19 protein-coding genes are annotated in these 21,889 nt (G+C 71.8%); 6 read left to right on the top strand and 13 right to left on the bottom strand.

The annotated features are described in order from the left end of the window. Positions 1–4: 4 nt before the first annotated feature. Positions 5–874, bottom strand: a complete 870-nt coding sequence (locus ABT122_RS04255; RefSeq protein ID WP_351545050.1) for a Cof-type HAD-IIB family hydrolase — start codon at positions 872–874, stop codon at positions 5–7. 113 nt (positions 875–987) lie between these two features. Between ABT122_RS04255 and ABT122_RS04250 the strand changes: the two genes are divergently transcribed. Continuing rightward, the gene (locus ABT122_RS04250) at positions 988–1,884 is read left to right on the top strand and encodes an LLM class flavin-dependent oxidoreductase (RefSeq protein WP_351545048.1); all 897 of its coding nucleotides are present in this window, start codon (positions 988–990) and stop codon (positions 1,882–1,884) included. 316 nt (positions 1,885–2,200) lie between these two features. On the opposite strand, the gene ABT122_RS04245 is transcribed toward ABT122_RS04250, so the two are convergent. Both ABT122_RS04245 and ABT122_RS04240 read right to left on the bottom strand, forming a co-directional pair. Continuing rightward, entirely contained in the window at positions 2,201–3,157 is a 957-nt protein-coding gene (locus ABT122_RS04245) for a MerR family transcriptional regulator (RefSeq protein ID WP_351545045.1), read from the bottom strand. Further along, positions 3,154–4,917 carry an SDR family oxidoreductase gene (locus ABT122_RS04240; protein WP_351545043.1) on the bottom strand — a complete coding sequence of 588 codons (1,764 nt, stop codon included), beginning with the start codon at positions 4,915–4,917 and terminating at the stop codon, positions 3,154–3,156. Before ABT122_RS04240 ends, ABT122_RS04245 begins: the two co-directional genes overlap by 4 nt. A 293-nt stretch (positions 4,918–5,210) precedes the next feature. On the opposite strand from ABT122_RS04240, the gene ABT122_RS04235 reads away from it, so the two are divergent. Genes ABT122_RS04235 through ABT122_RS04220 form a run of 4 tightly spaced genes read left to right on the top strand, consistent with a single transcriptional unit; the run spans position 5,211 to position 8,752 of the window. After that, complete coding sequence (locus ABT122_RS04235) at positions 5,211–6,209, top strand: ABC transporter ATP-binding protein (RefSeq protein ID WP_351545167.1); 999 nt, start codon at positions 5,211–5,213, stop codon at positions 6,207–6,209. Then, a complete protein-coding gene (locus ABT122_RS04230; RefSeq protein ID WP_351545040.1) occupies positions 6,206–7,108 on the top strand; it encodes an ABC transporter permease in 903 nt (300 codons plus the stop codon). Before ABT122_RS04235 ends, ABT122_RS04230 begins: the two co-directional genes overlap by 4 nt. Continuing rightward, positions 7,105–8,016 carry an ABC transporter ATP-binding protein gene (locus ABT122_RS04225; protein WP_351545037.1) on the top strand — a complete coding sequence of 304 codons (912 nt, stop codon included), beginning with the start codon at positions 7,105–7,107 and terminating at the stop codon, positions 8,014–8,016. The genes ABT122_RS04230 and ABT122_RS04225 overlap by 4 nt, the downstream gene beginning before the upstream one ends. 16 nt (positions 8,017–8,032) lie before the next feature. Continuing rightward, complete coding sequence (locus tag ABT122_RS04220) at positions 8,033–8,752, top strand: ABC transporter permease (protein ID WP_351545034.1); 720 nt, start codon at positions 8,033–8,035, stop codon at positions 8,750–8,752. Between the two features lie 523 nt (positions 8,753–9,275). Here ABT122_RS04220 and ABT122_RS04215 read toward each other — a convergent pair. The 9 genes from ABT122_RS04215 to ABT122_RS04175 form a co-directional block, all read right to left on the bottom strand. Further along, positions 9,276–10,112: an HAD family hydrolase gene (locus ABT122_RS04215; RefSeq protein ID WP_351545031.1), complete on the bottom strand. Its 837-nt coding sequence runs from the start codon at positions 10,110–10,112 to the stop codon at positions 9,276–9,278. Continuing rightward, positions 10,109–11,398 (bottom strand): serine--tRNA ligase, encoded by a 1,290-nt coding sequence (serS, locus tag ABT122_RS04210; protein WP_351545028.1) that lies wholly within the window; start codon positions 11,396–11,398, stop codon positions 10,109–10,111. Before serS ends, ABT122_RS04215 begins: the two co-directional genes overlap by 4 nt. Before the next feature lie 698 nt (positions 11,399–12,096). Further along, positions 12,097–13,038, bottom strand: coding sequence for a prephenate dehydratase (gene pheA, locus ABT122_RS04205; RefSeq protein WP_351545025.1), 942 nt, complete (start codon positions 13,036–13,038; stop codon positions 12,097–12,099). A gap of 114 nt (positions 13,039–13,152) precedes the next feature. Next, positions 13,153–14,487, bottom strand: coding sequence for an iron uptake transporter deferrochelatase/peroxidase subunit (efeB, locus tag ABT122_RS04200; RefSeq protein ID WP_351545022.1), 1,335 nt, complete (start codon positions 14,485–14,487; stop codon positions 13,153–13,155). A 24-nt stretch (positions 14,488–14,511) separates the two neighbouring features. Then, positions 14,512–16,551, bottom strand: coding sequence for a copper resistance protein CopC (locus tag ABT122_RS04195; protein ID WP_351545019.1), 2,040 nt, complete (start codon positions 16,549–16,551; stop codon positions 14,512–14,514). Positions 16,552–16,572: 21 nt separating this feature from the next. Then, positions 16,573–17,076, bottom strand: a complete 504-nt coding sequence (locus ABT122_RS04190) for a copper chaperone PCu(A)C (RefSeq protein ID WP_451067327.1) — start codon at positions 17,074–17,076, stop codon at positions 16,573–16,575. Positions 17,077–17,105: 29 nt separating this feature from the next. Then, positions 17,106–17,777, bottom strand: a complete 672-nt coding sequence (locus ABT122_RS04185) for an SCO family protein (RefSeq protein WP_351545017.1) — start codon at positions 17,775–17,777, stop codon at positions 17,106–17,108. A gap of 49 nt (positions 17,778–17,826) precedes the next feature. Next, on the bottom strand, positions 17,827–18,618 hold the full coding sequence (locus ABT122_RS04180) for a YcnI family copper-binding membrane protein (RefSeq protein WP_351545014.1): 792 nt from the start codon (positions 18,616–18,618) through the stop codon (positions 17,827–17,829). Positions 18,619–18,712: 94 nt separating this feature from the next. Beyond that, entirely contained in the window at positions 18,713–19,525 is an 813-nt protein-coding gene (locus ABT122_RS04175; protein ID WP_351545011.1) for a hypothetical protein, read from the bottom strand. A 258-nt stretch (positions 19,526–19,783) separates the two neighbouring features. On the opposite strand from ABT122_RS04175, the gene ABT122_RS04170 reads away from it, so the two are divergent. Then, on the top strand, positions 19,784–20,293 hold the full coding sequence (locus ABT122_RS04170; RefSeq protein ID WP_351545008.1) for an ATP-binding protein: 510 nt from the start codon (positions 19,784–19,786) through the stop codon (positions 20,291–20,293). Positions 20,294–20,355: 62 nt separating this feature from the next. On the opposite strand, the gene ABT122_RS04165 is transcribed toward ABT122_RS04170, so the two are convergent. Then, a complete protein-coding gene (locus ABT122_RS04165; RefSeq protein WP_351545005.1) occupies positions 20,356–21,813 on the bottom strand; it encodes an aminopeptidase P family protein in 1,458 nt (485 codons plus the stop codon). Between the last annotated feature and the right edge of the window lie 76 nt (positions 21,814–21,889).

Raw genomic sequence — 21,889 nt, 5'->3', positions numbered from 1 at the left:
GTGGTCAGTGGTTCCGGAGGGCGGGGAGGTCGCGGAGGATCTCCTCGATGACGACCGCGACACCGTCGTCGTTGTTGGCGTCGGTCCGGCCGGAGGCGGCGGCGAGCACGGCGGGGTGGGCGTTGCCCATCGCGTACGAGGTGCCCGCCCAGGTCAGCATCTCGACATCGTTGGGCATGTCGCCGAAGGCGACGACCTCGTCCGCCGAGATGCCGCGCTCGGCGCAGCAGAGCGCCAGGGTGCTGGCCTTGCTCACACCCAGGCCGCTGATCTCCAGCAGGGACGAGGGGCTGGAGCGGGTGATCGAGCAGAGCGTCCCGGCGGCGGCGCGGGCCAGGGCGAGAAACGCGTCGGGCTCCAGCTCGGAGTGGTGGGCGAGCAGCTTGAGCACCGGGCTGCCGGTGCCCGGGGACTCCTCGTGGAGCAGCTTCTCGGCGACCGCGACGATCGAGCCGGGGTCGTGGGACTGCTGGCGGGGGTAGTCCGGCTCGTTGTGGAAGCCCACGGTCGTCTCGATCCCGAACGTGGTGCCCGGGGCGGCAGCCCGCAGGGCCTCGACGACCCGGAGTGCGGTCTCCCGCCCGATGTCGTGGACCTTCAGCACCCGTCCGTTGTCGTGCAGGTCGACCACGGCGGCACCGTTGGCGCAGATGGCCAGGCCGTGGCCGTGGACATGGGCGCTGACGACGCTCATCCAGCGGGCCGGACGGCCGGTGACGAAGAAGACCTCTATACCGGCTTCCTCGGCCGCGGCGAGGGCGGCGACGGTGCGCTGGGAGACCGTTTTGTCGTCCCGCAGCAGCGTGCCGTCCAGGTCGGTGGCGATCAGCCGGGGGACTGCGGCCACGGGCGAGGGATCGGTAGCTGAGGTCACCGGTCCATTCTCCCGTACGCGTCGTACGTGCGTGCGTGCGGGAGGGCGCACGGACGGGCCGCCGGTTTTCCCCGGCCCGGGTCGGTCCGCCCCGCCCGCGTACCCTCGGGCCCATGCGACTGAGCACCGTGATCCTTCCTGTCCGCAGCTGGCTCCACGGGGGCCGTGACGAGTGGCTCCGCGCGGAGCAGCTCGGCTTCCACACCGCGTACACCTATGACCATCTGTCGTGGCGCACTTTCCGCGACGGTCCCTGGTACGGGGCGCTCCCGACCCTCACGGCCGCCGCCGGGGCGACGGAGCGGATGCGGCTGGGGACTCTGGTCACCTCGCCGAACTTCCGCCATCCGGTGACCCTGGCCAAGGAGCTGATCTCGCTGGACGATCTGTCGGGCGGCCGGGTCACGCTCGGGATCGGGGCCGGCGGCACGGGGTTCGACGCGACGGTGCTGGGGCAGGAGGCGTGGACGCCGAAGGAGCGGGCCGACCGGTTCGGCGAGTTCCTCCCGCTGCTGGACCGGCTGCTGACCGAACCCTCGGTCACCAGCGAGGGGGCGTTCTACTCGGCGGTCGAGGCGCGCAATGTCCCCGGCTGTGTGCAGCGGCCCCGGCTGCCCTTCGCGGTCGCGGGGAACGGCCCGCGCGGGATGCGGCTCGCGGCCGAGTACGGGCAGGCGTGGGTGACCACCGGAGATCCGGCGATCTTTGAGACGGGTACGCCGGAGGATTCCGTGGAGGCGCTCCGCGAGCAGCTCTCCCGGCTGGGCAAGGCGTGTGCCCAGGCCGGGCGGGAGGAGGAGCCGGAGAAGATCCTGCTCACGGGCTTCACGCCGGACCGGGACGCTCCGATGCGGTCGCTGGACGCCTTTGTGGACTTCGCGGGCCGCCACTTCGAGCTGGGCTTCACCGAGCTGGCGATCCACGCCCCGATCCCGGACTCGGACTTCGCCGCCGACCGGACGGTCTTCGAGCGGATCGCGACGGAGGCCCTCGCCCAGCTCACCGGCTGAGCCGGGCCGGACCCGAGGCACCGGCCCCCCGGCCCGGGCCCCGGCCCCGGTCCGGTCCCGGCCCCGGAGGGGTCGGTCCCGGTCCCGGTCCGCAGCCGGCCCCGGTAGGCCGGGCAGTCGCACGGGCGGCTCCGGAGGGCCGGCCGGCTCCTCCCGGGCGTATCCGCTTCTTTTCAGGAGATCGGAGTGGACCGGCGCGACCCGCCCGGCCCGGCCCCGCCGTCGCCGAGATTTTCCTGTCCCCCAGGTTTGCTCCACAGACAACACGGGTTATCCACAGGCGGCTTGGCGATTCTGTGGACAACAGCCTTGCGAATTAACCGTTTTGATCAAAGAAGTTCCCTTCATTGGTATTTGGGGCAAGGGCGTCCAAAGTCCTGCTCTGTAGCTCGCGTTCGGTGGCCGCTGTGATGAAACGGGCCGTGTTCTCCCCGCCAACCAGGGCCTCCACGGCCCGTACCGTCTCCGGCGGCAGACGCACCGGGCGGGTCTCCCCGGCCGGTACGGGGCCCTCCTCCGCCGACAGGCTTCTGCGGAGGTGCCGGGTGGCGAAGGTCCGCATGGCCCGGGCCAGTTCGGCGTCGACGGTCTGCTGGGCGAGCGGGCGCAGCCGCCGCACCAGGGCCGCCGCCTCGACCGCGTCCTCCTCCGTCGGAGGGCGGTGTCCGAGGAGACGGTCGAAGACATGCTCGGTGGTGAACTCCAGGAAACGGGCCGCGATGTGCTCCACCTGGCCGCGAACCTCCCGCAGATGCACCGAGATCGCCTTCAGCGGCACCCCCGCCGCGTGCAACTCGGCCGCCACCGCCAGCTCCTGGGGACTCGGCACCAGGAACTCGTCGTCCCGCCCCGGGACGGACTCCAGCACCCCCAGCTCCACCGCGTCCGCCACGGCGTCGTCGTCGGCGGTGCCGCCGAACGCCTCCGCCAGCTCCGGACGGGTGATCCGGGCCGTCTCCTCGTCCGTCCACGGGCCGTGGACCTCGGCCACCAGGCCGAGCACCCCGCCGAGACCCCGCCCGGCGTCCCACGCCTCCAGCAGCTCCCTGATGGACGCCAGGGTGTAGCCCCGGTCGAGCAGCCCGGCGATCTGCCGCAGCCGCGCCAGATGGGCCGAGCCGTAGACATTGGACCGGCCGCGCCGCTCCGGCTTCGGCAGCAGCCCTCGGTCCTGGTAGGCGCGGATTGTGCGGACCGTGGCGCCGCTGCGGTGGGCCAGATCCTCGATGCGGTACTCGATCCGGGGCTCCGCCCCCTTCCCGGCCGGGCTCACAGCGGAGGGTCCAGCCGGGCGACGGCCCGCAGAGCCTTCGGCGCGAACCGGGACAGCAGCCGGGCGACCCGGGCCTCCGGGGTCACCGGCACCACCGCCCGGTCGCGCACCACCGCGCGCAGAACGGCGTCCGCGACCTTCTCCGGGGGGTAGTCGCGCCGGCTGTAGAGCCGGGCGGCCCGCTCGCGCAGCCGGCTCTCCTCCGCCGCGTCGACCCCGACGAAACGGGCGGTGGCCGCGATATTGGTGTTGACCAGCCCCGGACAGATCGCCGAGACCCCGATCTCCCGCCCCGCCAGCTCGGCCCGCAGACATTCGCTGAGCATCAGCACCGCGGCCTTCGACGCGCTGTACGCGGGCAGGCCCTTGGTCGGCTGGAAGGCGGCCGCCGACGCGATGTTGACGATATGGCCGCCCTGACCACGCTCCGCCATCTGCCGGCCGAAGAGCCGGCAGCCGTGGATCACACCCCACAGATTGACGTCGAGAACCCTCCTCCACTCCTCGACACCGGTCTCCAGCAGCGGCCCGGACACCCCGATGCCCGCGTTGTTGACCAGGACATCGACCACTCCGTACGTGTCGGCGACCCTGGCCGCGAGCTTCTCCATCGCCTCCGCGTCACCGACGTCCACCACCTCGGCCCAGGCGTCGGGCGCACCCCTGAGACGGGCCGCGCCGACCGTCGCCGCCGCTCCCTCCGCGTTCCGGTCCACGGCCACGATCCGCGCCCCGGCCCCGGCGAACGCGAGCGCCGTGGCCCGGCCGATACCGCTGGCCGCGCCCGTCACCAGGACCAGCCGGCCGCCGAACCGCTCGCCGTACACCCCTGGTGCCGCGGCCGGCCGCCGGGCCGCCGACCCGCCCTCCGCGGCATTGGCGAACCCGCCGATCCAGTCGGCGAGCTGGTCGGGCCGGGTGCGCGGCGCCCAGTGGCGGGCGGCCAGGGTGCGCCGGGTCAGCTCCGGCACCCACCGCTCCAGGTCGTCGTGGAGCCGCTCGGAGAGGAAGGCGTCCCTCGTCGGGGTGATGAGCTGGACCGGGACATGGGCGTGCGCGTCCGCGCGGGGACGGGACAGCCGGGCGCGGACATTGTCGCGGTAGAGCCAGGCCCCGTGCGCGGCGTCCCGCGGCAGCGACGCCGTCGGGTAGTCGCCCCTGTCCACCTTCTCCAGCCGCTCCAGCGCCCTCGGCCACCGCCGGCCCAGCGGTCCGCGCCAGGCCAGCTCGGGCAGGACCGGGGTGTGCAGCATCAGGACGTACCACGATCTGATGCCCTGGCCGAGGAGCTGGGCCGCGCGGCGGGGGGTCGGCCGGGCAGCCCGCGCTCTGATCCAGTGTCCGAAGTGGTCCAGCGACGGGCCGGAGACCGAGGTGAACGAGGCGATCCGCCCCCGGGTCCGCCGCACCGTGACGAACTCCCAGGACTGCACCGAGCCCCAGTCGTGGCCCACCAGATGCACCGGGCGGTCCGGGCTCACCGCGTCGGCGACCGCGAGGAAGTCGTCCGTCAGCTTCTCCAGCGTGAAGCCGCCGCGCAGGGGCCTCGGCGCGGAGGACCGGCCATGGCCCCGGACGTCGTACAGCACCACATGGAAACGGCCGGCCAGCCGCCCGGCCACCTCGGACCAGACCTCCTTGCTGTCCGGATAGCCGTGGACGAGTATCACCGTGGGCCGCGCGGGGTCGCCCAGTTCGGCGACACACAGCTCGATACCGCCCGTACGCACCCAGCGCTCCCGCGCTCCCCGCACACCCACGTGATCTCCCGCCACCGGAACCCCGGTGACCCCACCGGGAGTTCATCCACCACCGCCGAGATTCGCCGGGCCCCTCCCCTGGCCCGCGGTCGTGCGCAGTACGCAGCCGTAACGTGACACAGATGAATGTGACAATCCCCGGCGGCTGCGTCAAGAGCCGGTCCCCGCCCTGGGGAAAACCCTCCCGCCCGGGTCTCACGCCCCTAGGGGGAGTACCTCTGGAGTCGGAGACCGATCCAGCCGTCCAGACTGACGCCCCGCGCGCGGGGCGCCACTACCGTCGGAACGTGACTGTGATCGTGACCGAAAGCCTGAGCATGCGGTACCCCCGGGTGACCGCTCTTGACCGGCTCTCCTTGGACATCGGACCGGGTGTGACCGGTCTGGTGGGTGCCAACGGGGCCGGCAAGTCGACGTTGATCAAGATCCTGCTGGGTCTCTCCCCCGCCACGGAGGGCCGGGCCGCCGTGCTCGGCCTGGATGTCGCCACCAGCGGCCCCGCCATCCGCGAGCAGGTCGGATACATGCCCGAGCACGACTGCCTGCCGCCCGATGTCTCGGCCACCGAGTTCGTCGTCCACATGGCGCGCATGTCCGGACTCCCGTCGTCCGCCGCCCGTGAGCGGACCGCCGACACCCTGCGCCACGTCGGCCTCTACGAAGAGCGCTACCGCCCCATCGGCGGCTACTCGACGGGCATGAAGCAGCGGGTCAAGCTCGCGCAGGCCCTGGTGCACGACCCCAAGCTGGTCCTGCTGGACGAGCCCACCAACGGACTCGACCCGGCCGGCCGGGACGAGATGCTCGGCCTCATCCGCCGCATCCACACCGACTTCGGCATATCGGTCCTGGTCACCTCGCACCTCCTCGGCGAACTCGAACGCACCTGCGACCATGTCGTCGTCATCGACGGCGGCTCCCTGCTGCGCTCCAGCTCCACCAGCGAGTTCACCCAGAACACCACCACCCTCGCCGTCGAGGTCACCGACAGCGACGAACACCCCGACGGCACCGCCGCGCTCCGGGAGGGGCTGGCCTCGGCCGGAATCACCTTCCACACGACCGCGGAGGAAGGGCTGCCCGGAGCCGGGCACATCCTGCTGATCGAGGCGGAGGGCGAGAAGACCTACGACGTGGTGCGCGACACGGTGGCCGGCCTCGGCCTCGGTCTCGTACGCATGGAACAGCGGCGCCACCACATAGCGGAGGTCTTCCGGCCGGACGCGGCCGCCCAGGGCGCGGGCCGGCCCGCCGGGGTCCAGGACCAGTCGACGGAGGCGCAGACCCGATGAGCACCCAGACCCCGGGGACGGCCCCCGACTCCACCCGTATCCACAACATCGGATACCGCAACTACGAGGGCCGGCGCCTCGGCCGCGCCTATGTGCGCCGCTCGCTGTACTCGCAGTCCCTCCGGGGCGCCTACGGACTGGGCCGCTCGGCCAAGTCCAAGGTGCTGCCGATGATCCTCTTCGCGGTGATGTGCCTTCCCGCGGCGATCATCGTCGCGGTCGCCGTGGCCACCAAGTCCACCGAGCTGCCGCTGGAGTACACCGCGTACGCGCTCTTCACCCAGCCGGTCATCGGGCTCTATCTCGCCTCCCAGGCGCCGCAGTCGGTCTCCCGGGACCTCCGGTTCAGGACGGTTCCGCTGTACTTCTCGCGCCCGCTGGAGCGGGCCGACTACGTCCTCGCCAAGTACGGCGCCATGGCGTCGGCCCTGTTCATCCTCACCGCCGCGCCGCTGGTGATCCTCTACGCGGGCGCGCTGCTGGCGAAGATGGACTTCACCGACCAGACGACAGGCTTGGGGCAGTCCTTGGTCTCCGTGGCGCTCATGTCGGTGCTCTTCGGCGGGATCGCCCTGGTGCTGGCGGCGCTCACCCCGCGCCGCGGCTTCGGCGTCGCCGCGATCATCGCGACCCTGACCATCTCCTCCGTCGCCGTGACGGTGATCCAGGAGATCGCCCGGTCGACCGACTCGATCGATGTGATCAAGTGGTTCGGTCTCTTCTCGCCGACCACCCTCATCGACGGTGTGCAGACCGCGTTCCTCGGGGCCACCTCGGGCTTCCCCGGCGAGGCCGGGCCGGACGCCGCGTTCGGAGTGCTCTATCTGCTGGTCGTCCTCGCGTTCATCGCCGGTTCGTACGCCGTCCTGATGCGCCGTTACCGAAAGGCCGGGCTGTGACCACCATCCATATCGAGAACGCCTCGCGGTGGTTCGGAAACGTGGTGGCCGTCAACGACGTCACCATGACCATCGGCCCCGGTGTCACCGGGCTGCTCGGCCCCAACGGGGCGGGCAAGTCCACTCTGATCAACATGATGGGCGGCTTCCTCGCCCCCTCCACGGGCCGGGTCACGCTCGACCAGCAGCCGATCTGGCGCAACGAGTCCGTCTACACGCAGATCGGCGTCGTGCCGGAGCGGGAGGCGATGTACGACTTCCTCACCGGGCGCGAGTTCGTCGTCGCCAACGCCGAACTGCACGGTCTGAGCGCCAGGGAGGCCCAGCACGCGCTGGCCACGGTCGAGATGGAGTACGCGCAGGACCGCAAGATCTCCACGTACAGCAAGGGCATGCGCCAGCGGGTGAAGATGGCGTCCGCGCTGGTCCACGACCCGTCGGTGCTGCTTCTCGATGAGCCGTTCAACGGCATGGACCCGCGTCAGCGCATGCAGCTCATGGAACTGCTGCGGCGTATGGGCGCCACGGGCCGCACCGTGCTCTTCTCCTCCCATATCCTGGAGGAGGTCGAGCAACTCGCCTCGCACATCGAGGTGATCGTCGCCGGCCGCCACGCCGCCTCCGGTGACTTCCACAAGATCCGCCGGCTGATGACGGACCGCCCGCACCGCTATCTCGTCCGCTCCAGCGACGACCGCGCGCTCGCCGCCGCCCTGATCGCCGACCCCTCCACGGCCGGTATCGAGGTGGATGTCACCGAGGGCGCGCTGCGGGTCCAGGCCGTCGACTTCGGCCGGTTCACCGAGTTGCTCCCCAGGGTGGCGCGGGACAACTCCATCCGCCTGCTCACGGTCTCGCCCTCGGACGAGTCCCTCGAATCGGTCTTCTCGTACCTCGTAGCGGCCTGAAAGGAGCTGTGACGTCATGTACAACCCCACAGTCGCCCGGCTCACCTACCGGGCCCTGCTCGGCCGGCGCCGTGCGGCGATTCTCTTCGTCCTTCCCGCCCTGCTGCTGGTCATGGCCGTCGCCGTCCGCAGTTTCAACGGCGCGGACGACCAGATAGCCGCCGACCTCCTCGGCGGGTTCGCCATCGCCGCGATGGTGCCGCTGATCGGAGTGATCGCCGGCACCGGTGCGATCGGACCCGAGATCGACGACGGCTCGATCGTCTATCTGCTCTCCAAGCCGGTGAGCCGGTCGACGATCATCTTCACCAAGCTGATCGTCGCCATCTCCGTGACGATGGCCTTCTCCGCGATACCCACCCTCATCGCCGGGTTCATCCTCAACGGCAACGGCCAGCAGGTCGCCATCGCGTACATGGTCGCGGCGCTCGTCGCCTCGATCGCCTACAGCGCGCTCTTCCTGCTGCTCGGCACGGTCAGCCGGAACGCGGTCGTCATCGGTCTGATCTACGCCATCGTCTGGGAGAGCCTCTTCGGCAGCCTGGTCAGCGGCGCGCGCACGCTGAGCGTGCAGCAGTGGGCGCTCTCGCTCGCGGAGCGGATCGCCGGCGAGGGCCTGATCGGCTCGGACGTCGGGCTGCCGCTCGCCGTGACCCTGCTGGCCGTCGTCACCGTGGTGGCGACCTGGTACGCGGGGCAGAAGCTGCGGGTGCTGAAGCTCGCGGGCGAGGAGTAGGAAGCGCGCCCGCGCCCGCGTCCCCGCCTCTTGTTCCGGTGTCGGTGTCGGTGCCGGTGCCCCGGAGTCCGCGCCCACGGCCCCTGTCCGGATCACCGGGCGGGGGCCGGCGCGTGGGGGCGGGACCAAAACCGGTGGCGCGGAGCCCGGGGCCGGGGGCACAGTGAGGGAACCGGGAGTACACCCGTACGACCGGTGTCACCGGCCGGGAGAGGAGCACGACGATGACCCGGTACGCGGGTACGCCGGGCTTCTCGCAGGGCGGCGGAGGGCAGCGCGCGGAGTAGCGGTCGACCGCTCCGCTGCCCGGGAGCCGCTGCCCGGGGGGCGGTCGCTTCGAGCGCGCGTGAGCGCGGACCGCCCCTCCCGGAGGCCGGGGCCTCCCGGGGCTGGACCTCTTCCGGAGCCGGGGCCTCCCGGGGCTGGACCCCTTCCTGGGGTGGCCCCCTTTCCGGGGTGGCCCCCTTCCAGGGGTTGGACCGCCTCCGGATGGGGGACGCCGGGATCGGCCGGAGCCGCGGGCTCAGCCCCGCAGCAGGCTCTCCAGCGTCACCGCTATGCCGTCGTCGTCGTTGGACGCCGTGACCTCCGACGCCACCGCCTTCAGTTCGGCGTGCGCGTTGGCCATGGCCACACCCCGGGCCGCCCAGGCGAACATCGGGATGTCGTTCGGCATGTCGCCGAAGGCGATCGTGTCCGCCGCGCGGACCCCCAGACGGCGGGCCGCCAGGGAGAGCCCGGTGGCCTTGGTGAGGCCGAGGGGAAGCATCTCCACCACTCCGGCGCCCGCCAGCACCACATCCACCAGACCGCCGACCGTCTGCCGTGCGGCCCGGGTGAGGGCGTCGTCGTCGAGGGTGGGGTGCTGGATGTAGATCTTGTTCAGCGGGGCCGACCACAGCTCGGCCTCGTCGGTGAGGGCCACCACCGGGAGCGGCCCGTCATGGACCGCGTAACCGGGGCTGACCAGCACCTGGCCGTCGAGCCCGTCACGGCTCGCCGCCAGCGCCAGCGGGCCGACCTCGGCCTCCAGCTTGGCCAGCGCCAGCCCGGCGAGCTGACGGTCCAGCGTCACCGAGGTCAGCAGCCGGTGCTCGCCCGCGTGGTAGAGCTGCGCGCCCTGCCCGCAGACCGCGAGACCCTCGTAGCCGAGGTCGTCCAGTATGTACCGGGTCCATGGCACGGAACGGCCGGTGACGACGATGTGCGCCGCACCCGCCGCGGTGGCCGCGGCGAGCGCGTCACGGGTGCGCCGGGAGACCGTCCCGTCGGCGCGCAGCAGCGTGCCGTCGAGGTCGGTCGCGATCAGCGGATACGGAAACGGGTGCGGGGGCGGGGTGACGGGCGCGGCCGGGCTCACTGGGCGATCGGCTCCAGGATCTCCCGGCCACCGAGGTAGGGACGCAGCACCGGCGGCACCCGCACCGAGCCGTCGGCCAGCTGGTGGTTCTCCAGGATCGCCACGATCGTGCGCGGTACGGCGCAGAGCGTGCCGTTCAGCGTCGACAGCGGCTGGACCACCTTCTTGCCGTCCCGGCTCTCCCGCATCCGGATCGACAGCCGGCGGGCCTGGAAGCTGTTGCAGTTCGAGGCCGAGGTCAGCTCGCGGTACTTGCCCTGGGTCGGAATCCACGCCTCGCAGTCGTACTTGCGCGAGGCGGAGGCCCCGAGGTCGCCGGTGGCGACATCGATCACCTGGAAGGGCAGCTCAAGGCCGGTCAGCCACTGCTTCTCCCACTCCAGCAGCCGCTGGTGCTCGGCCTCCGCGTCCTCCGGGGCCACGTACGAGAACATCTCGACCTTGTCGAACTGGTGCACACGGAAGATGCCCCGGGTGTCCTTGCCGTAGGTGCCGGCCTCGCGGCGGTAGCACGGGGAGAACCCCGCGTACCGCAGCGGCAGCTTCTCGGCCTCGATGATCTCGTCCATGTGGTACGCGGCGAGGGGGACCTCGGAGGTGCCGACCAGGTAGTAGTCGTCCTTCTCCAGGTGGTAGACGTTCTCGGCGGCCTGGCCGAGGAAGCCCGTGCCCTCCATGGCGCGCGGGCGGACCAGCGACGGGGTCAGCATCGGGATGAAGCCGGCCTCGGTGGCCTGGGCGATGGCCGCGTTCACCAGGGCCAGCTCCAGCAGGGCGCCGACACCGGTGAGGTAGTAGAAGCGCGAGCCGGACACCTTGGCGCCGCGCTCGACGTCGATGGCGCCCAGCGCCTCGCCCAGCTCCAGGTGGTCCTTGGGCTCGAAGCCCTCGGCCGCGAAGTCCCGGATGGTGCCGTGCGTCTCCAGGACGACGAAGTCCTCCTCGCCGCCGACCGGGACGTCCTCGTGGACGATGTTCCCCAGCCGGAGCAGCAGGCCGCGGGCCTCCTCGTCGGCCTCGTGCTGTGCGGCGTCGGCGGCCTTGACATCGGCCTTGAGCTGCTCGGCGCGGATCAGCAGCTCGGCGCGCTCCTCGGGAGAGGCCTTGGGGATGAGCTTGCCGAGCTGCTTCTGCTCGGAGCGCAGCTCGTCGAAGCGGAGCCCGGACGACCTGCGCCGCTCGTCGGCGGAGAGCAGGGCGTCGACGAGATCGACATCCTCTCCACGGGCGCGCTGGGAGGCGCGGACACGGTCGGGGTCCTCACGGAGCTGGCGAAGGTCAATCACCCCACCAGGCTACCGGTGCGTGCTCACCGCCCCGCCACTCGTTATAGCCATGCACGGCATTTCGGCCTAATTGATGCTCTTTGCCGGTTTATCGGTGGAGGGCTCGGACTCGCGCGGACGGGCGCCCGATAAACACCATGCCATGGGCCGGCGACGGGCGGGAATCGAGGAGGGAGCGGGCCGCCGGGACGGCCGGAAGGGATCTGCATCCCTTGCGGAACGGGGGACTTGGGTCGGGCTTGTCCACAGGTGGAGGGAGTTCCGAAAAGTTATCCACAGGCTGTGCGGAAAAGTTGTGGATCGTGGAAGTGATCATTCCGTGGGTGTGGCGAAGGTCCGGTGATTCCTCTCCCAAACCCACCCCACTCCCTCATTCGGGTGGGAATTGCTCGCTCCAAAGAGTTGATCAATGAAATGAAGGTGACGGGAGCGGGGTGGCGCCGGTCGGCCGGCCTGTGGAGGGGGGTGGTGCGAGCGGGCCGATTTATCGACTGAGAGGCCGTGAGATGTCGACTTGTCCCCAGGTTGGAGGGTGACCTGTGGATAACTCTGTGGATGCGGAAATCAGCAGGTCGGGCAGGACCGGGGTGGACGGCTCGGCCGCCCGCGCCGCCCCGCGTGAGCCCTCGCGGCGGCCTGTGCCGGCCCGCGCCGGTCTTCGCGCCGGGCTGCGTCCAGCCGCCCGGGCCGCCCCGCGTTCAGCCGCTCGCGCGGCCGTCCTGGGAGCGCGTCAGCCAGTCCGACGCCTCCGTGAAGTCGGCGTCCGATGTCCCCGCACGCGGCGGACGCACATCCTCCACCGCGACCCCGGCTCTCGGATACGAGCCCAGGAAGCGCACATTCGGGCAGATCCGCTTCAGTCCCATGAGCGCCTCCGCGACCCGGCGCTCGGAGATATGGCCCTCGGCGTCCACCGCGAAGCAGTAGTTGCCGATCCCCGCCCCCGTGGGCCGGGACTGGATCAGCATCAGGTTGACCCCGCGCACCGCGAACTCCTGGAGCAGACCGAGCAGCGCACCGGGGTGGTCCTCGCCCAGCCAGATGACCACCGAGGTCTTGTCCGCGCCGGTGGGCGCGGCCGGCCGGGCGGGGCGGCCCACCAGCACGAACCGGGTCTCCGCGTTCTCCGCGTCGTGGATCTCGGTCACCAGCGGTTCGAGGCCGTAGGTCGCCGCCGCGAACTCACCCGCGAAGGCGGCGTCGTACGTGCCCTCCTGCACCAGCCGCGCACCGTCGGCGTTCGACGCGGCCGACTCCCACAGGGCGTCCGGCAGATTCGCCCGCAGCCAGTTCCGCACCTGCGGCTGGGCCACCGGGTGCCCGGTCACCGTCCGCACCCGGGACAGCTCCGTGCCCGGCCGCACCAGCAGGGCGAACGCGATCGGCAGCAGCACCTCGCGGTAGATCATCAGCGGCTTGCCGGAGGACAGCTCGTCGATGGTGGCCGTGACGCCGCCCTCCACCGAGTTCTCGATCGGTACGAGAGCGGCTGCCGCGTCCCCGTTGCGGACGGCGTCCAGTGCGGCGGGCACGGACACCATCGGGACCAGCTCCCGGGTCGCGGACTCCGGAAGCGTGCGGAGAGCGGCCTCGGTGAAGGTGCCCTCGGGCCCCAGATACGTGTAGCGCGTGGCTGACATGAGGCAACCCTAGTGCGGCCGGAGACCCGTGGGCGGCCGTGTAAGAGGCTCCGCCCCTGGACACCGCCCCTTACCCGTGCCACCGCACCCGACCGTGCCCGGCCGCACCGGCTCTCAGGACTCCAGCAGCCGCTGTCCCACGTACTCGCCCTCCCGGGCCCCGCCCGGCACCGCGAAGAGCCCGCTCGCCTCATGGCGCAGGAACGGCGACAGCGCGTCCCCCCGGTCGAGCTTGCGCTGCACCGGCACGAAGCCGCGCAGAGGGTCCGCCTGCCAGCAGATGAAGAGCAGCCCGGCGTCGGGTGTTCCGTCCGCGCCCATTCCGTCGTGATAGGAGAACGGGCGGCGCAGCATCGCCGCCCCGCCGTTCTGCTCCGGGGCGGAGATCCGGGCATGGGCGTCGGCCGGGATGACCGGCTTCCCGTCCGGGCCCCGCCGGTCGAGCGCGAGCGGTGTGGTCTCCGTGCCGCCGGTGAGCGGGGCGCCGTCCGACTTGCGCCGCCCGATGATCCGCTCCTGCTCCTCCAGCGGCAGCGACTCCCAGTCGTCGAGCAGCATCCGGATACGGCGCACCACCGCGAAGGAGCCGCCCGCCAGCCACTCCTGCTCGCCGCCCCGCGCCACGAAGATCCGCCGGTCGAAGTCCTCATCGGACGGCTTCGGGTTGTTGGTGCCGTCGACCTGCCCCATCAGATTGCGGGTGGTCATCGGGCGGGCGGTGGCGCCCGGGGAACGGTTGAAGCCGTTCATCTGCCAGCGCACCCGGGCCGAGGCCCCGGCCGCCTGCTGGATCGCGCGCAGCGCGTGGAAGGCCACCAGGCCGTCGTCCGCGCCGATCTGCACCCAGAGATCGCCGTTCGAGCGCCGGGTGTCCAGCCGGTCGGCGGTGAAGGGCGGCAGCGGGTCGAGACCGGCGGGCCGCCGGGCCGTCAGTCCCGTACGGCCGAAGAAGCCGCGGCCGAAGCCGAAGGTCACGGTGAGCGAGGAGGGGCCCGCGTCCAGCGCGACACCGGTGTCGCCGGTCCCGGCCGGCCGGCCCGCCATCAGCTCCGAGGCCAGCGCGGACCAGCGGCGCATCAGCGCCACCGCCTCCTTGCGGCCCGCGCCGGGCGCGAGGTCGAGGGCGATCAGATGGCCATGGGTCTGCACCGGTGTGGTGATGCCGGCCTGGTGCTCGCCGTGGAAGGCCACCGTGCCCGATCCGACGCTGCTCAGCGCGGTGGGCGCTTCGCCGGCCGTGGCGGCGTGGGTCACCGCGCCGCCCGCCGCGCCCAGCGCGAGCCCGGCCGCGCCGACGGTGCCGGCGGTGCCGAGCAGCCGTCGCCGGGAGACCCCGGGGGCTCCGTCCACCGGGGTCGTGCGCGGCACGGAGGCGGTGCGTGGTTCGGGGGTCGTGCGCGGCACGGAGGCGGTGCGTGGTTCGGGGGTGGTGCGTGGTTCGGAGGTCATGCGCGCTTCCCGCTCATGTGTGGCTCAGCCGATCCTCACGTGAGTGTCGACGGTCGTCTGGTCGAAGTCGGAGCTCCGCACGGTCACCTGGACCTGCCAGTCGCCGGGCATCGGGATCTGCACGGAATCCGTGCTCCAGTGTCCCGCCGCGAGGCGCTCGGGGGTGACGGGCAGCGGGCCGATCTGCTTGGCCCGGAGGGTGAGGGAGACCTTCACCTCGGGTACGTCCATGGGCTTTCCGCCCGGTCCGTCGATCCACAGATGGAGCTGGTTGGCGCCCGGCCGGGCCGGGTCCAGGGTGAGCCGTACGGTGCCCTTCCCGTTGGTGCCGCCGGTGTCGAAGGGCAGCTCGGCCTCGGCCGGGCCCCGGGGGGCCGGAGCGGTGCTGCCGGAGGTGCTCGTTCCGGCCTTCCCGGCCTCCTCCTCCGTACGGCCCGGTTCGGTGGTCGTGAGCACGGTGGTCACGGCGAGCAGGACGACGGCGACGGCCGCCTCGGCCAGTACGGAGCGGCGGAGTCCGGAGCGCACGGGGTCGGCGTCCCGTGCCTTCCTGCGGCGGGCGGTGGCGAGCGCGGCCCGTTGACGGGCGAGCTGGGCGGCCCGCCCGGCGTCCTCGTTCCCCGTCGCGTCCGTATCCGTGCCCGTGTCCGTGCCCGTGTCCGTGCCCGCGTCGTCCGCCGACTCGTCCCGGGCCGGGTCCCCGGTGGTGTCCCGGGGCCGTTCCGCCGCCGGTGCCAGCCGTGCCGTCCACTTCCGGGAGAACCACGCGACGCCGAGCATCACGGCCACCAGCGCCACCTTGATCAGCAGCAGCCGCCCGTACTCCGTACCGGTCAGCGCGGACCACGAGCCCACCTGCCGCCAGGACTGGTACAGCCCGGTCACCGCCAGGGTGACCACGCTCGCGAAGGCGACCGAGGAGAACCTCCGTACCGCCGATGGCTCGATCGACGGCGCCCGGTGGAGGGCGGTGAGCAGCGCCGCGAGACCGCCGAGCCAGCAGGCGACGGCCAGCAGGTGCAGCACGTCGAGGGGCATCGCCAGCCCCGTCTGGATACCGGTGGAGGCGTGCTCCGAGAGCGCCCAGGTGGCGGCGATCCCGGCGGCGACGACGGTGCCGCCGACGGCCAGTCCGAAGGTGAGGTCCTTCGCCCGGGCCGGGTCCCGGTCCGCGTCCCCTGGTGTGTCCGGGGCGCCGGGGCCGGCGGCGGTCTGCCGCGCGTACGCGCCGAAGAGCACGGCGATGAAGAGCGCCGCAGCGCCGAGCAGCAGCAGCCGGGAGACCAGGGCCGCACCGGTCCTGGTCTCCAGCACGTCCTGGAGCACGCCGAGGTCGAGTACGTCGCCGAGCTTTCCGGAGGTCGTGTACGGGCCGCGCAGCAGCAGCATCGCCAGCGTCGCGGCGGTGAGCGTCACCCAGCCCTGGGCGACGAGCCGCTGGAGCGGACGGACGGCCGCGCCGCGCCGCCAGCAGAGCAGGATGAACGCGGCGGCGCCGGTCATCACGGTGAAGCCGGCGTACGCGGCATAGCGCGCGATGTCGTAGAGGACACCGACGGCTCCCCCGCCCGCCGCCGTGTCGGGCAGCGCGACCGAGGTCTCGGAGGGCGCGCCGATGGAGAAGGTGAACGCGCCGGATATGGGGTGGCTGTCCGCCGAGACCGCCTGCCAGGCGACGGTGTAGGTGCCCTCGGGCAGGTCCGGCCGCAGATCGACTCCGTAGCCGACCGTGCCGCCCCGGGAGACGTCGCGGACGGTGGATTCGTCGGCGCGCTCGCCCTGGGGGTCCAGGACCCGGATCGAGTCCTTCCCCATGTCTATCTGTTCGGAGAAGGTGAGGGTGACCTCCGTGGGGGCGGTGGCGACCACCGCCCCGTCCTTCGGATTGCTCCCGGTCAGCGCGGCGTGGGCCGAAGCGGGCCCGGCCGTGGCGAGCAGTGTGCCGAGGGCCGTGCCGATGAGCACGGCCAGGGTGAGCAGCGCCCTCAGCAGGGGCGCCGCTCTGGGCAGGGGTCTCGCGGATTCGGCCGGGTGCGGGCCGAGGTACGGGGCGGTGGCTGTCATGGCGTGGTCAGTCCTTCGTACTCAGTGCTTCTCGGGGCTGTACGTCGGTGCTTTGACCGGAAGGTCGACCGTGATCGGGTCGGACTTCTCGAAGTGCAGCTTCACCGTGACCTTCGCGCCCTCCTTCGGCTGTTCCCTGAGGCCCATGAACATGACGTGGTTGCCGCCGCGCTCCAGATTCAGCTCGCCATCGGCGGGGATGCCGAAGGACTCGACCTTCCGCATCCGCTGGTCCTTCGACTCGTGGATCGTCACATCGTCGGAGAGCGGGCTGGTGACGGAGGTGAGCCGGTCGGCTCCGCCGCCGTCGTTGCGGACGGTGAGGAAGCCGGCGGCCATGTCGCTGACGGGTTGTGGCATGAAGGCGCCAACCACCTTGAGTTCCGGCTCCTGACCGCTACTCTCGGAAGAGCAGCCGGTCAGTGCCAGCCCCGCGCTCAGGGCCACGGCACCGGCCAGAGCCCTGCTGCGGTTCGAGGACCACCGGCCCGTCGGCCACCGCTGTTCTCGGCCCCCCTGGTTCAGGGACGTCCGCCGTCCCCGGCCCCACGGGCTCACGGGTTCTCCCCGCGCACCAGCTTCGGCAGGTCCTCCGCGTACTCGTCGGCCGAGGTCCCCTCGCCGTAGAGCACATAGCCCTTGTCCGTCTTCGGTGAGAAGGCGACGATCTGCGCGCCGTGCATGGACACGACGTCGCCGTTCTTCTCCTTCTTCGCCGGATCGATCCCGATGCCCATCTGGCGGGCGCCCGCCTGGATGGTCGCGAAGTCGCCGCTGAGCCCGACGAAGGACTTGTCACCGGCGCTGGCCAGCCACTTGCCCAGCTCGGCGGGGGTGTCCCGCTCGGGGTCCGTGGTGACGAAGACGACCTGGAGCTTCTCCTGGTCGGCCTTGGACAGCGTCTTCTCGGCGATGGCGACATTGCTCATCGTCAGCGGGCAGACGTCGGGGCAGCTGGTGTAGCCGAAGAAGATCAGCGTCGGCTTGCCCTTGGTCCGCTCGCGGAGGTCGTACTTCTCCCCCTTGGTGTCCGTGAGCACCAGATCCGGCTTGGTGTACGGCTGGTGCAGCACGGTGCCGGGCTTCTTCTCCTCCTGGCCCTCGATCTTGGCGATGGAGCTCTCCGAGGGTTTCGCGGAGTCGGCGCCGTCGCCGGAGGAGCAGGCGGACAGGGTGAGCGCGGCCGCCACGACGAGCGCGGCGGCCAGCGCGGTCTTCTTACGCATGGAAAAACATCCCAGAAATGGTTACGGGAGGGGGTACACGTGAACGGTGTCAGGAGGCGCGGCGGCGGCCGGCCAGGACACCGAAGGCGACGCCCACGGCTCCTACCAGGATGCCGATGCCGCCCAGGACACGAGCCGTCGAGTCCGATGAGTCGTCCGAGGCGGACGCGGTCTCCTTCTCCTGCCCGGCGTTCTTGGCGTCGGCGGTGGCGGTGGCGCCGGCGCCGGGCTGGGTGGCGTGGTCGTCCTCCACCGGCTCCGACAGGGCCAGCACCGGGGCGGGCAGCTCGGGCTCCTTGCCCTCCTCGGGCGCCTCGATCCAGCGCACGATCTCCTTGTTGTCATACGTCTGGAGGGCCTTGAAGACCAGCTGGTCGACGTCCTCGGGCAGCCGTCCGAGCGCCACCGGGAACTGCTGGAACTGACCGGGTGCGACCTTCGCGGACTCGGCCGTCCAAGTGATCTTGGAGACCACCTCGGTGATCTTCTTGCCGTGCGACTCCAGCGGCTTGTCCAGCTTGGCCTTGGCGACCGAGACCTTCCAGCCGGGCACGGGCTGCGGCAGCGCCGAGGTCAGCGGGTGCTCGGACGGCAGGCTGATCTCCAGCTTCACGGTCGAGGCGTCGTCGCGCTCATTGGGGACCCGGAAGTTGACGGTGGCGTAGCCGCCCTTGGTGGCCTGGCCCTGCGGCTGGACGCTCACATGCGCGGCGGCGGTGCCGGAGACCAGCAGCACGGCGGAGGCGGCGACCCCGGTCGCGACCGTGACGCGGAGCGCGTTGCGCGAGAAACGGGAGGTGGGGAAGGTGCGGAAGATGTTGGTGATGTTTGAGGCACTCATGACGAAGACACTCCACAGGGTGAGGAGAGACAGGAGGCGCCGGGCACACGGAACCGCGCCGGCACACCGGCCGCACTCCCGTCGAGTGGGCCGGTCAGGCTGCGAGCACGAGGAGAGCGGGCGGCCCGCGCCTGATCACCGCGTGCTGAAGTGCCTCGCCCGCGAGCGACGGGGGAGGGTCGTCCTGGGCGCGCGGGGCGCGGGTGAGGACCACCGGGGCGCGCAGCAGACCGCCGCACAGCGCCCGTACGAGAGTGAGCGCGGCACACAGCGGGCGCAGCCGGGCGGCCTCGGCGGCCCGGCCGGCCTCCCGCACCGAGCGGGCGGACAGCTCGGTGAGCCGGGTGAGCGCCAGATCCCCGCGCCGCAGCAGCCAGCCGGTCGCCAGAGCGGCCAGCAGATGCCCCAGCAGCATGGGGAGGGAGGGCAGCAGTTCGGGCTCGGCGAGCGGGATGTGCGCCGGGTGCCGCGGCGGGGTCAGGCCCGCCGTGGTGACGACCCGGTGCGCGTCGGAGGGCGAGAGCGAGGAGGCCCCCGCCCCGCAGACCAGCTTCGCCGCCATCGTGAGCAGCGCGTCATCGGTGGTCTGCGGCATCCGCAGCCGATGGTTCTGGGAGAGGCCGAAGAGCGCGTGCAGGGCCAGCTGTCCCGTGCCCAGCGCCACGATCACCGACGGCAGCGAGCGCGCCCGGCCGGTGAAGGGCAGCACGAGGGCGAAGACCCCGAGGAATCCCACGGCCAGTGTCCACCAGGGCACGGCCGCGCAGGAGGCCACCACATGACCGGCCGCGGACAGCGCGACACAGACCGCGGTGAAGACCGCGGCCCTGAGCAGCCGTGGACCGGCTCCGGTGAAGAGAGGCGGTGGACCCGGCGCAGTCGGTGGGGGCGACGACAGGGACGACATGGCCGGGTCATCATCCCACTGAGCCCTCCGCTCCGGAACGGCAGGTCCGGAAGATCCCTCTTTGGCTGTCCGGCTGTCCCCGCGGCCCCGTGCCTCTCGCGCGCACCGCCGGGGCGGCCCCCCGGCCGCGTGGTCTACACCGCCGTACCGGTGCCGCGCGTCGGCCGAATGAGCGCAATCACAGCGGCCGGGTGCTTATGAACCCCGCCCAGGGGCAATACGTATCGGTATGTCGAGCCGCAGCCAGGAGGCTGGAGCATGAGCATCTGGTGGTCTCTCCACTTGCGGCGCGAAGCTGCGAGCATTCCGCTCGCCAGGCGTCTTCTGCTCGGCACGATGGAGACCGCCGGGGTCGACCCCGATATCTCCTTCGATCTCTCCGTCGCGCTCAGCGAGGCCTGTGCGAACGCCGTGGAGCACGGTGGCGGGCGGGAGCCGGGCGAGACCGCCGGGGCGTACCGGGTCACCGCCTATCTGGACGGCGAGAAGTGCCATATCGAGGTCGCCGACTCCGGTCCCGGCTTCCCCGGCCGCGACCCGGGCCGGGACACCGGGCGCGAGCTGCCGGCCGGTTTCCCCGTCCGGGGCACCGGGCGCGCCCCCGTCAGGGCCCAGGTGCCGGCGATGGCCGAGAGCGGTCGCGGGCTCTGTCTGATCGAGCAGCTCGCCGATCATGTGCACTTCGGCAACCGGCCGGGTCACGGCGCCGTGGTCAGCTTCGACAAAGTCCTCAAATGGCGGGAGGACGCGCTGCTCAAGGTCTCGTAGACCCTGAGCGAGCGCGCCCTCCCCCGGAGAACTCCGGTTCACGCGGCCGTGGCGGCCGTGGCTCAGCCCTTGAGCGAGGCCATCCAGGCCTCGACCTCGTCGGCCTGCCGGGGCAGGCTCGCGGAGAGGTTCCGGTTGCCGTCCTCGGTGACGAGGATGTCGTCCTCGATCCGCACGCCGATGCCGCGGTACTCCTCGGGCACGGTCAGATCGTCCGCCTGGAAGTAGAGACCGGGCTCCACCGTCAGGCACATCCCCGGCTCCAGGGTGCCGTCGACATACGCCTCGGTGCGCGCGGCGGCGCAGTCGTGGACGTCCATGCCGAGCATGTGACCGGTGCCGTGGAGCGTCCAGCGGCGCTGGAGACCCAGTTCGAGCACGCGCTCCACCGGTCCCTCGATCAGCCCCCACTCGACGAGCCGCTCGGCGAGCACCCGCTGCGCGGCGTCGTGGAAGTCACGGAACTTCGCACCCGGCCGCACCGCGGCGATGCCCGCCTCCTGGGCGTCGTAGACGGCGTCGTAGATCTTCCGCTGAAGCTCGGTGTACCGGCCGTTGATCGGCAGGGTGCGGGTGACATCGGCGGTGTAGAGCGCGGTGGTCTCGACACCGGCGTCGAGCAGCAGCAGGTCGCCGGAGCGGACCCGGCCGTCGTTGCGGACCCAGTGCAGCGTGGTGGCGTGCGGGCCGGCGGCGCAGATCGAGCCGTAGCCGACGTCGTTGCCCTCGACGCGGGCCCGGAGGAAGAACGTTCCTTCGATGTAGCGCTCGCTGGTCGCCTCGGCCTTGTCCAGGACCTTGACGACATCCTCGAAGCCACGGGCGGTGGAGTCGCACGCCTTCTGCAGCTCGGCGATCTCGAAGGCGTCCTTCACGGCACGCGCCTCGGAGAGGTGGGTGCGCAGCTCCTCGTCGCGCTCGGCGGTGACCTTGTCGGTCAGCGCCGCCTCGATGTCCGCGTCGTGCCCGCGCACGGCGCGGACCGGGCCGGTCGCCTCGCGCAGCCGCCCGGCCAGCTCCCGTACGTCCTTGGCCGGGATGCCCAGCAGCCTCTCGGCCTCCGTGAGGGAGTGCCGGCGGCCGACCCACAGCTCGCCCTGGCCGGAGAGCCAGAACTCGCCGTTCTCGCGGTCGGAGCGCGGCAGCAGGTAGATGGTGGCGCGGTGGCCGTCGGCGGTGGGCTCCAGCACCAGGACGCCGTCCTCGGACTGGTCGCCGGTGAGGTACGCGTACTCGGTGGAGGCACGGAAGGAGTACTCCGTGTCGTTGGAGCGCGTCTTCAGCTTCCCCGCGGGGATCACCAGCCGCTCGCCGGGGAAGCGCGCGGAGAGCGCCGCGCGGCGGTCCGCCGTGTGACCGGCCTGCTCCAGGGGCTGGAGGTCGTGCAGCTCGGTGTCGGCCCAGCCGCTCGCCATGCTCGCGGCGAGTTCATCGGACACGCCGGGGTAGAGGCCGTTCTTGCGCGGCTTGATCTGCGGCTCTTCTTCTTCCGGGGTACTCGGGGTGAGCTCCTCGGCCACGTCTGCCTCCTCGATACGTCACTGGACCGGTCTCCATCGTATGTGCGACGCCGAAGAGGCTCCGAGAGATGTGAGA

It is taken from the genome of Streptomyces sp. NPDC001985 (genome assembly GCF_040296845.1).
Classification (GTDB): domain Bacteria; phylum Actinomycetota; class Actinomycetes; order Streptomycetales; family Streptomycetaceae; genus Streptomyces.
Note: the sequence above shows the minus strand (reverse complement) of the source record. Positions and strands in the feature narration are given on the sequence as shown.

Excerpts from the sequence above, each read along its gene's own strand:
- ABT122_RS04170 (WP_351545008.1), top strand. The coding sequence starts at position 19,784 with ATGAGCATCTGGTGGTCTCTCCACTTGCGGCGCGAAGCTGCGAGCATT.
- ABT122_RS04230 (WP_351545040.1), top strand. The coding sequence starts at position 6,206 with ATGAGCACCCAGACCCCGGGGACGGCCCCCGACTCCACCCGTATCCAC.
- ABT122_RS04250 (WP_351545048.1), top strand. The coding sequence starts at position 988 with ATGCGACTGAGCACCGTGATCCTTCCTGTCCGCAGCTGGCTCCACGGG.
- ABT122_RS04195 (WP_351545019.1), bottom strand. The coding sequence starts at position 16,551 with ATGACAGCCACCGCCCCGTACCTCGGCCCGCACCCGGCCGAATCCGCG.
- ABT122_RS04175 (WP_351545011.1), bottom strand. The coding sequence starts at position 19,525 with ATGTCGTCCCTGTCGTCGCCCCCACCGACTGCGCCGGGTCCACCGCCT.
- ABT122_RS04220 (WP_351545034.1), top strand. The coding sequence starts at position 8,033 with ATGTACAACCCCACAGTCGCCCGGCTCACCTACCGGGCCCTGCTCGGC.
- pheA (WP_351545025.1), bottom strand. The coding sequence starts at position 13,038 with ATGTCAGCCACGCGCTACACGTATCTGGGGCCCGAGGGCACCTTCACC.
- ABT122_RS04180 (WP_351545014.1), bottom strand. The coding sequence starts at position 18,618 with ATGAGTGCCTCAAACATCACCAACATCTTCCGCACCTTCCCCACCTCC.
- ABT122_RS04185 (WP_351545017.1), bottom strand. The coding sequence starts at position 17,777 with ATGCGTAAGAAGACCGCGCTGGCCGCCGCGCTCGTCGTGGCGGCCGCG.
- efeB (WP_351545022.1), bottom strand. The coding sequence starts at position 14,487 with ATGACCTCCGAACCACGCACCACCCCCGAACCACGCACCGCCTCCGTG.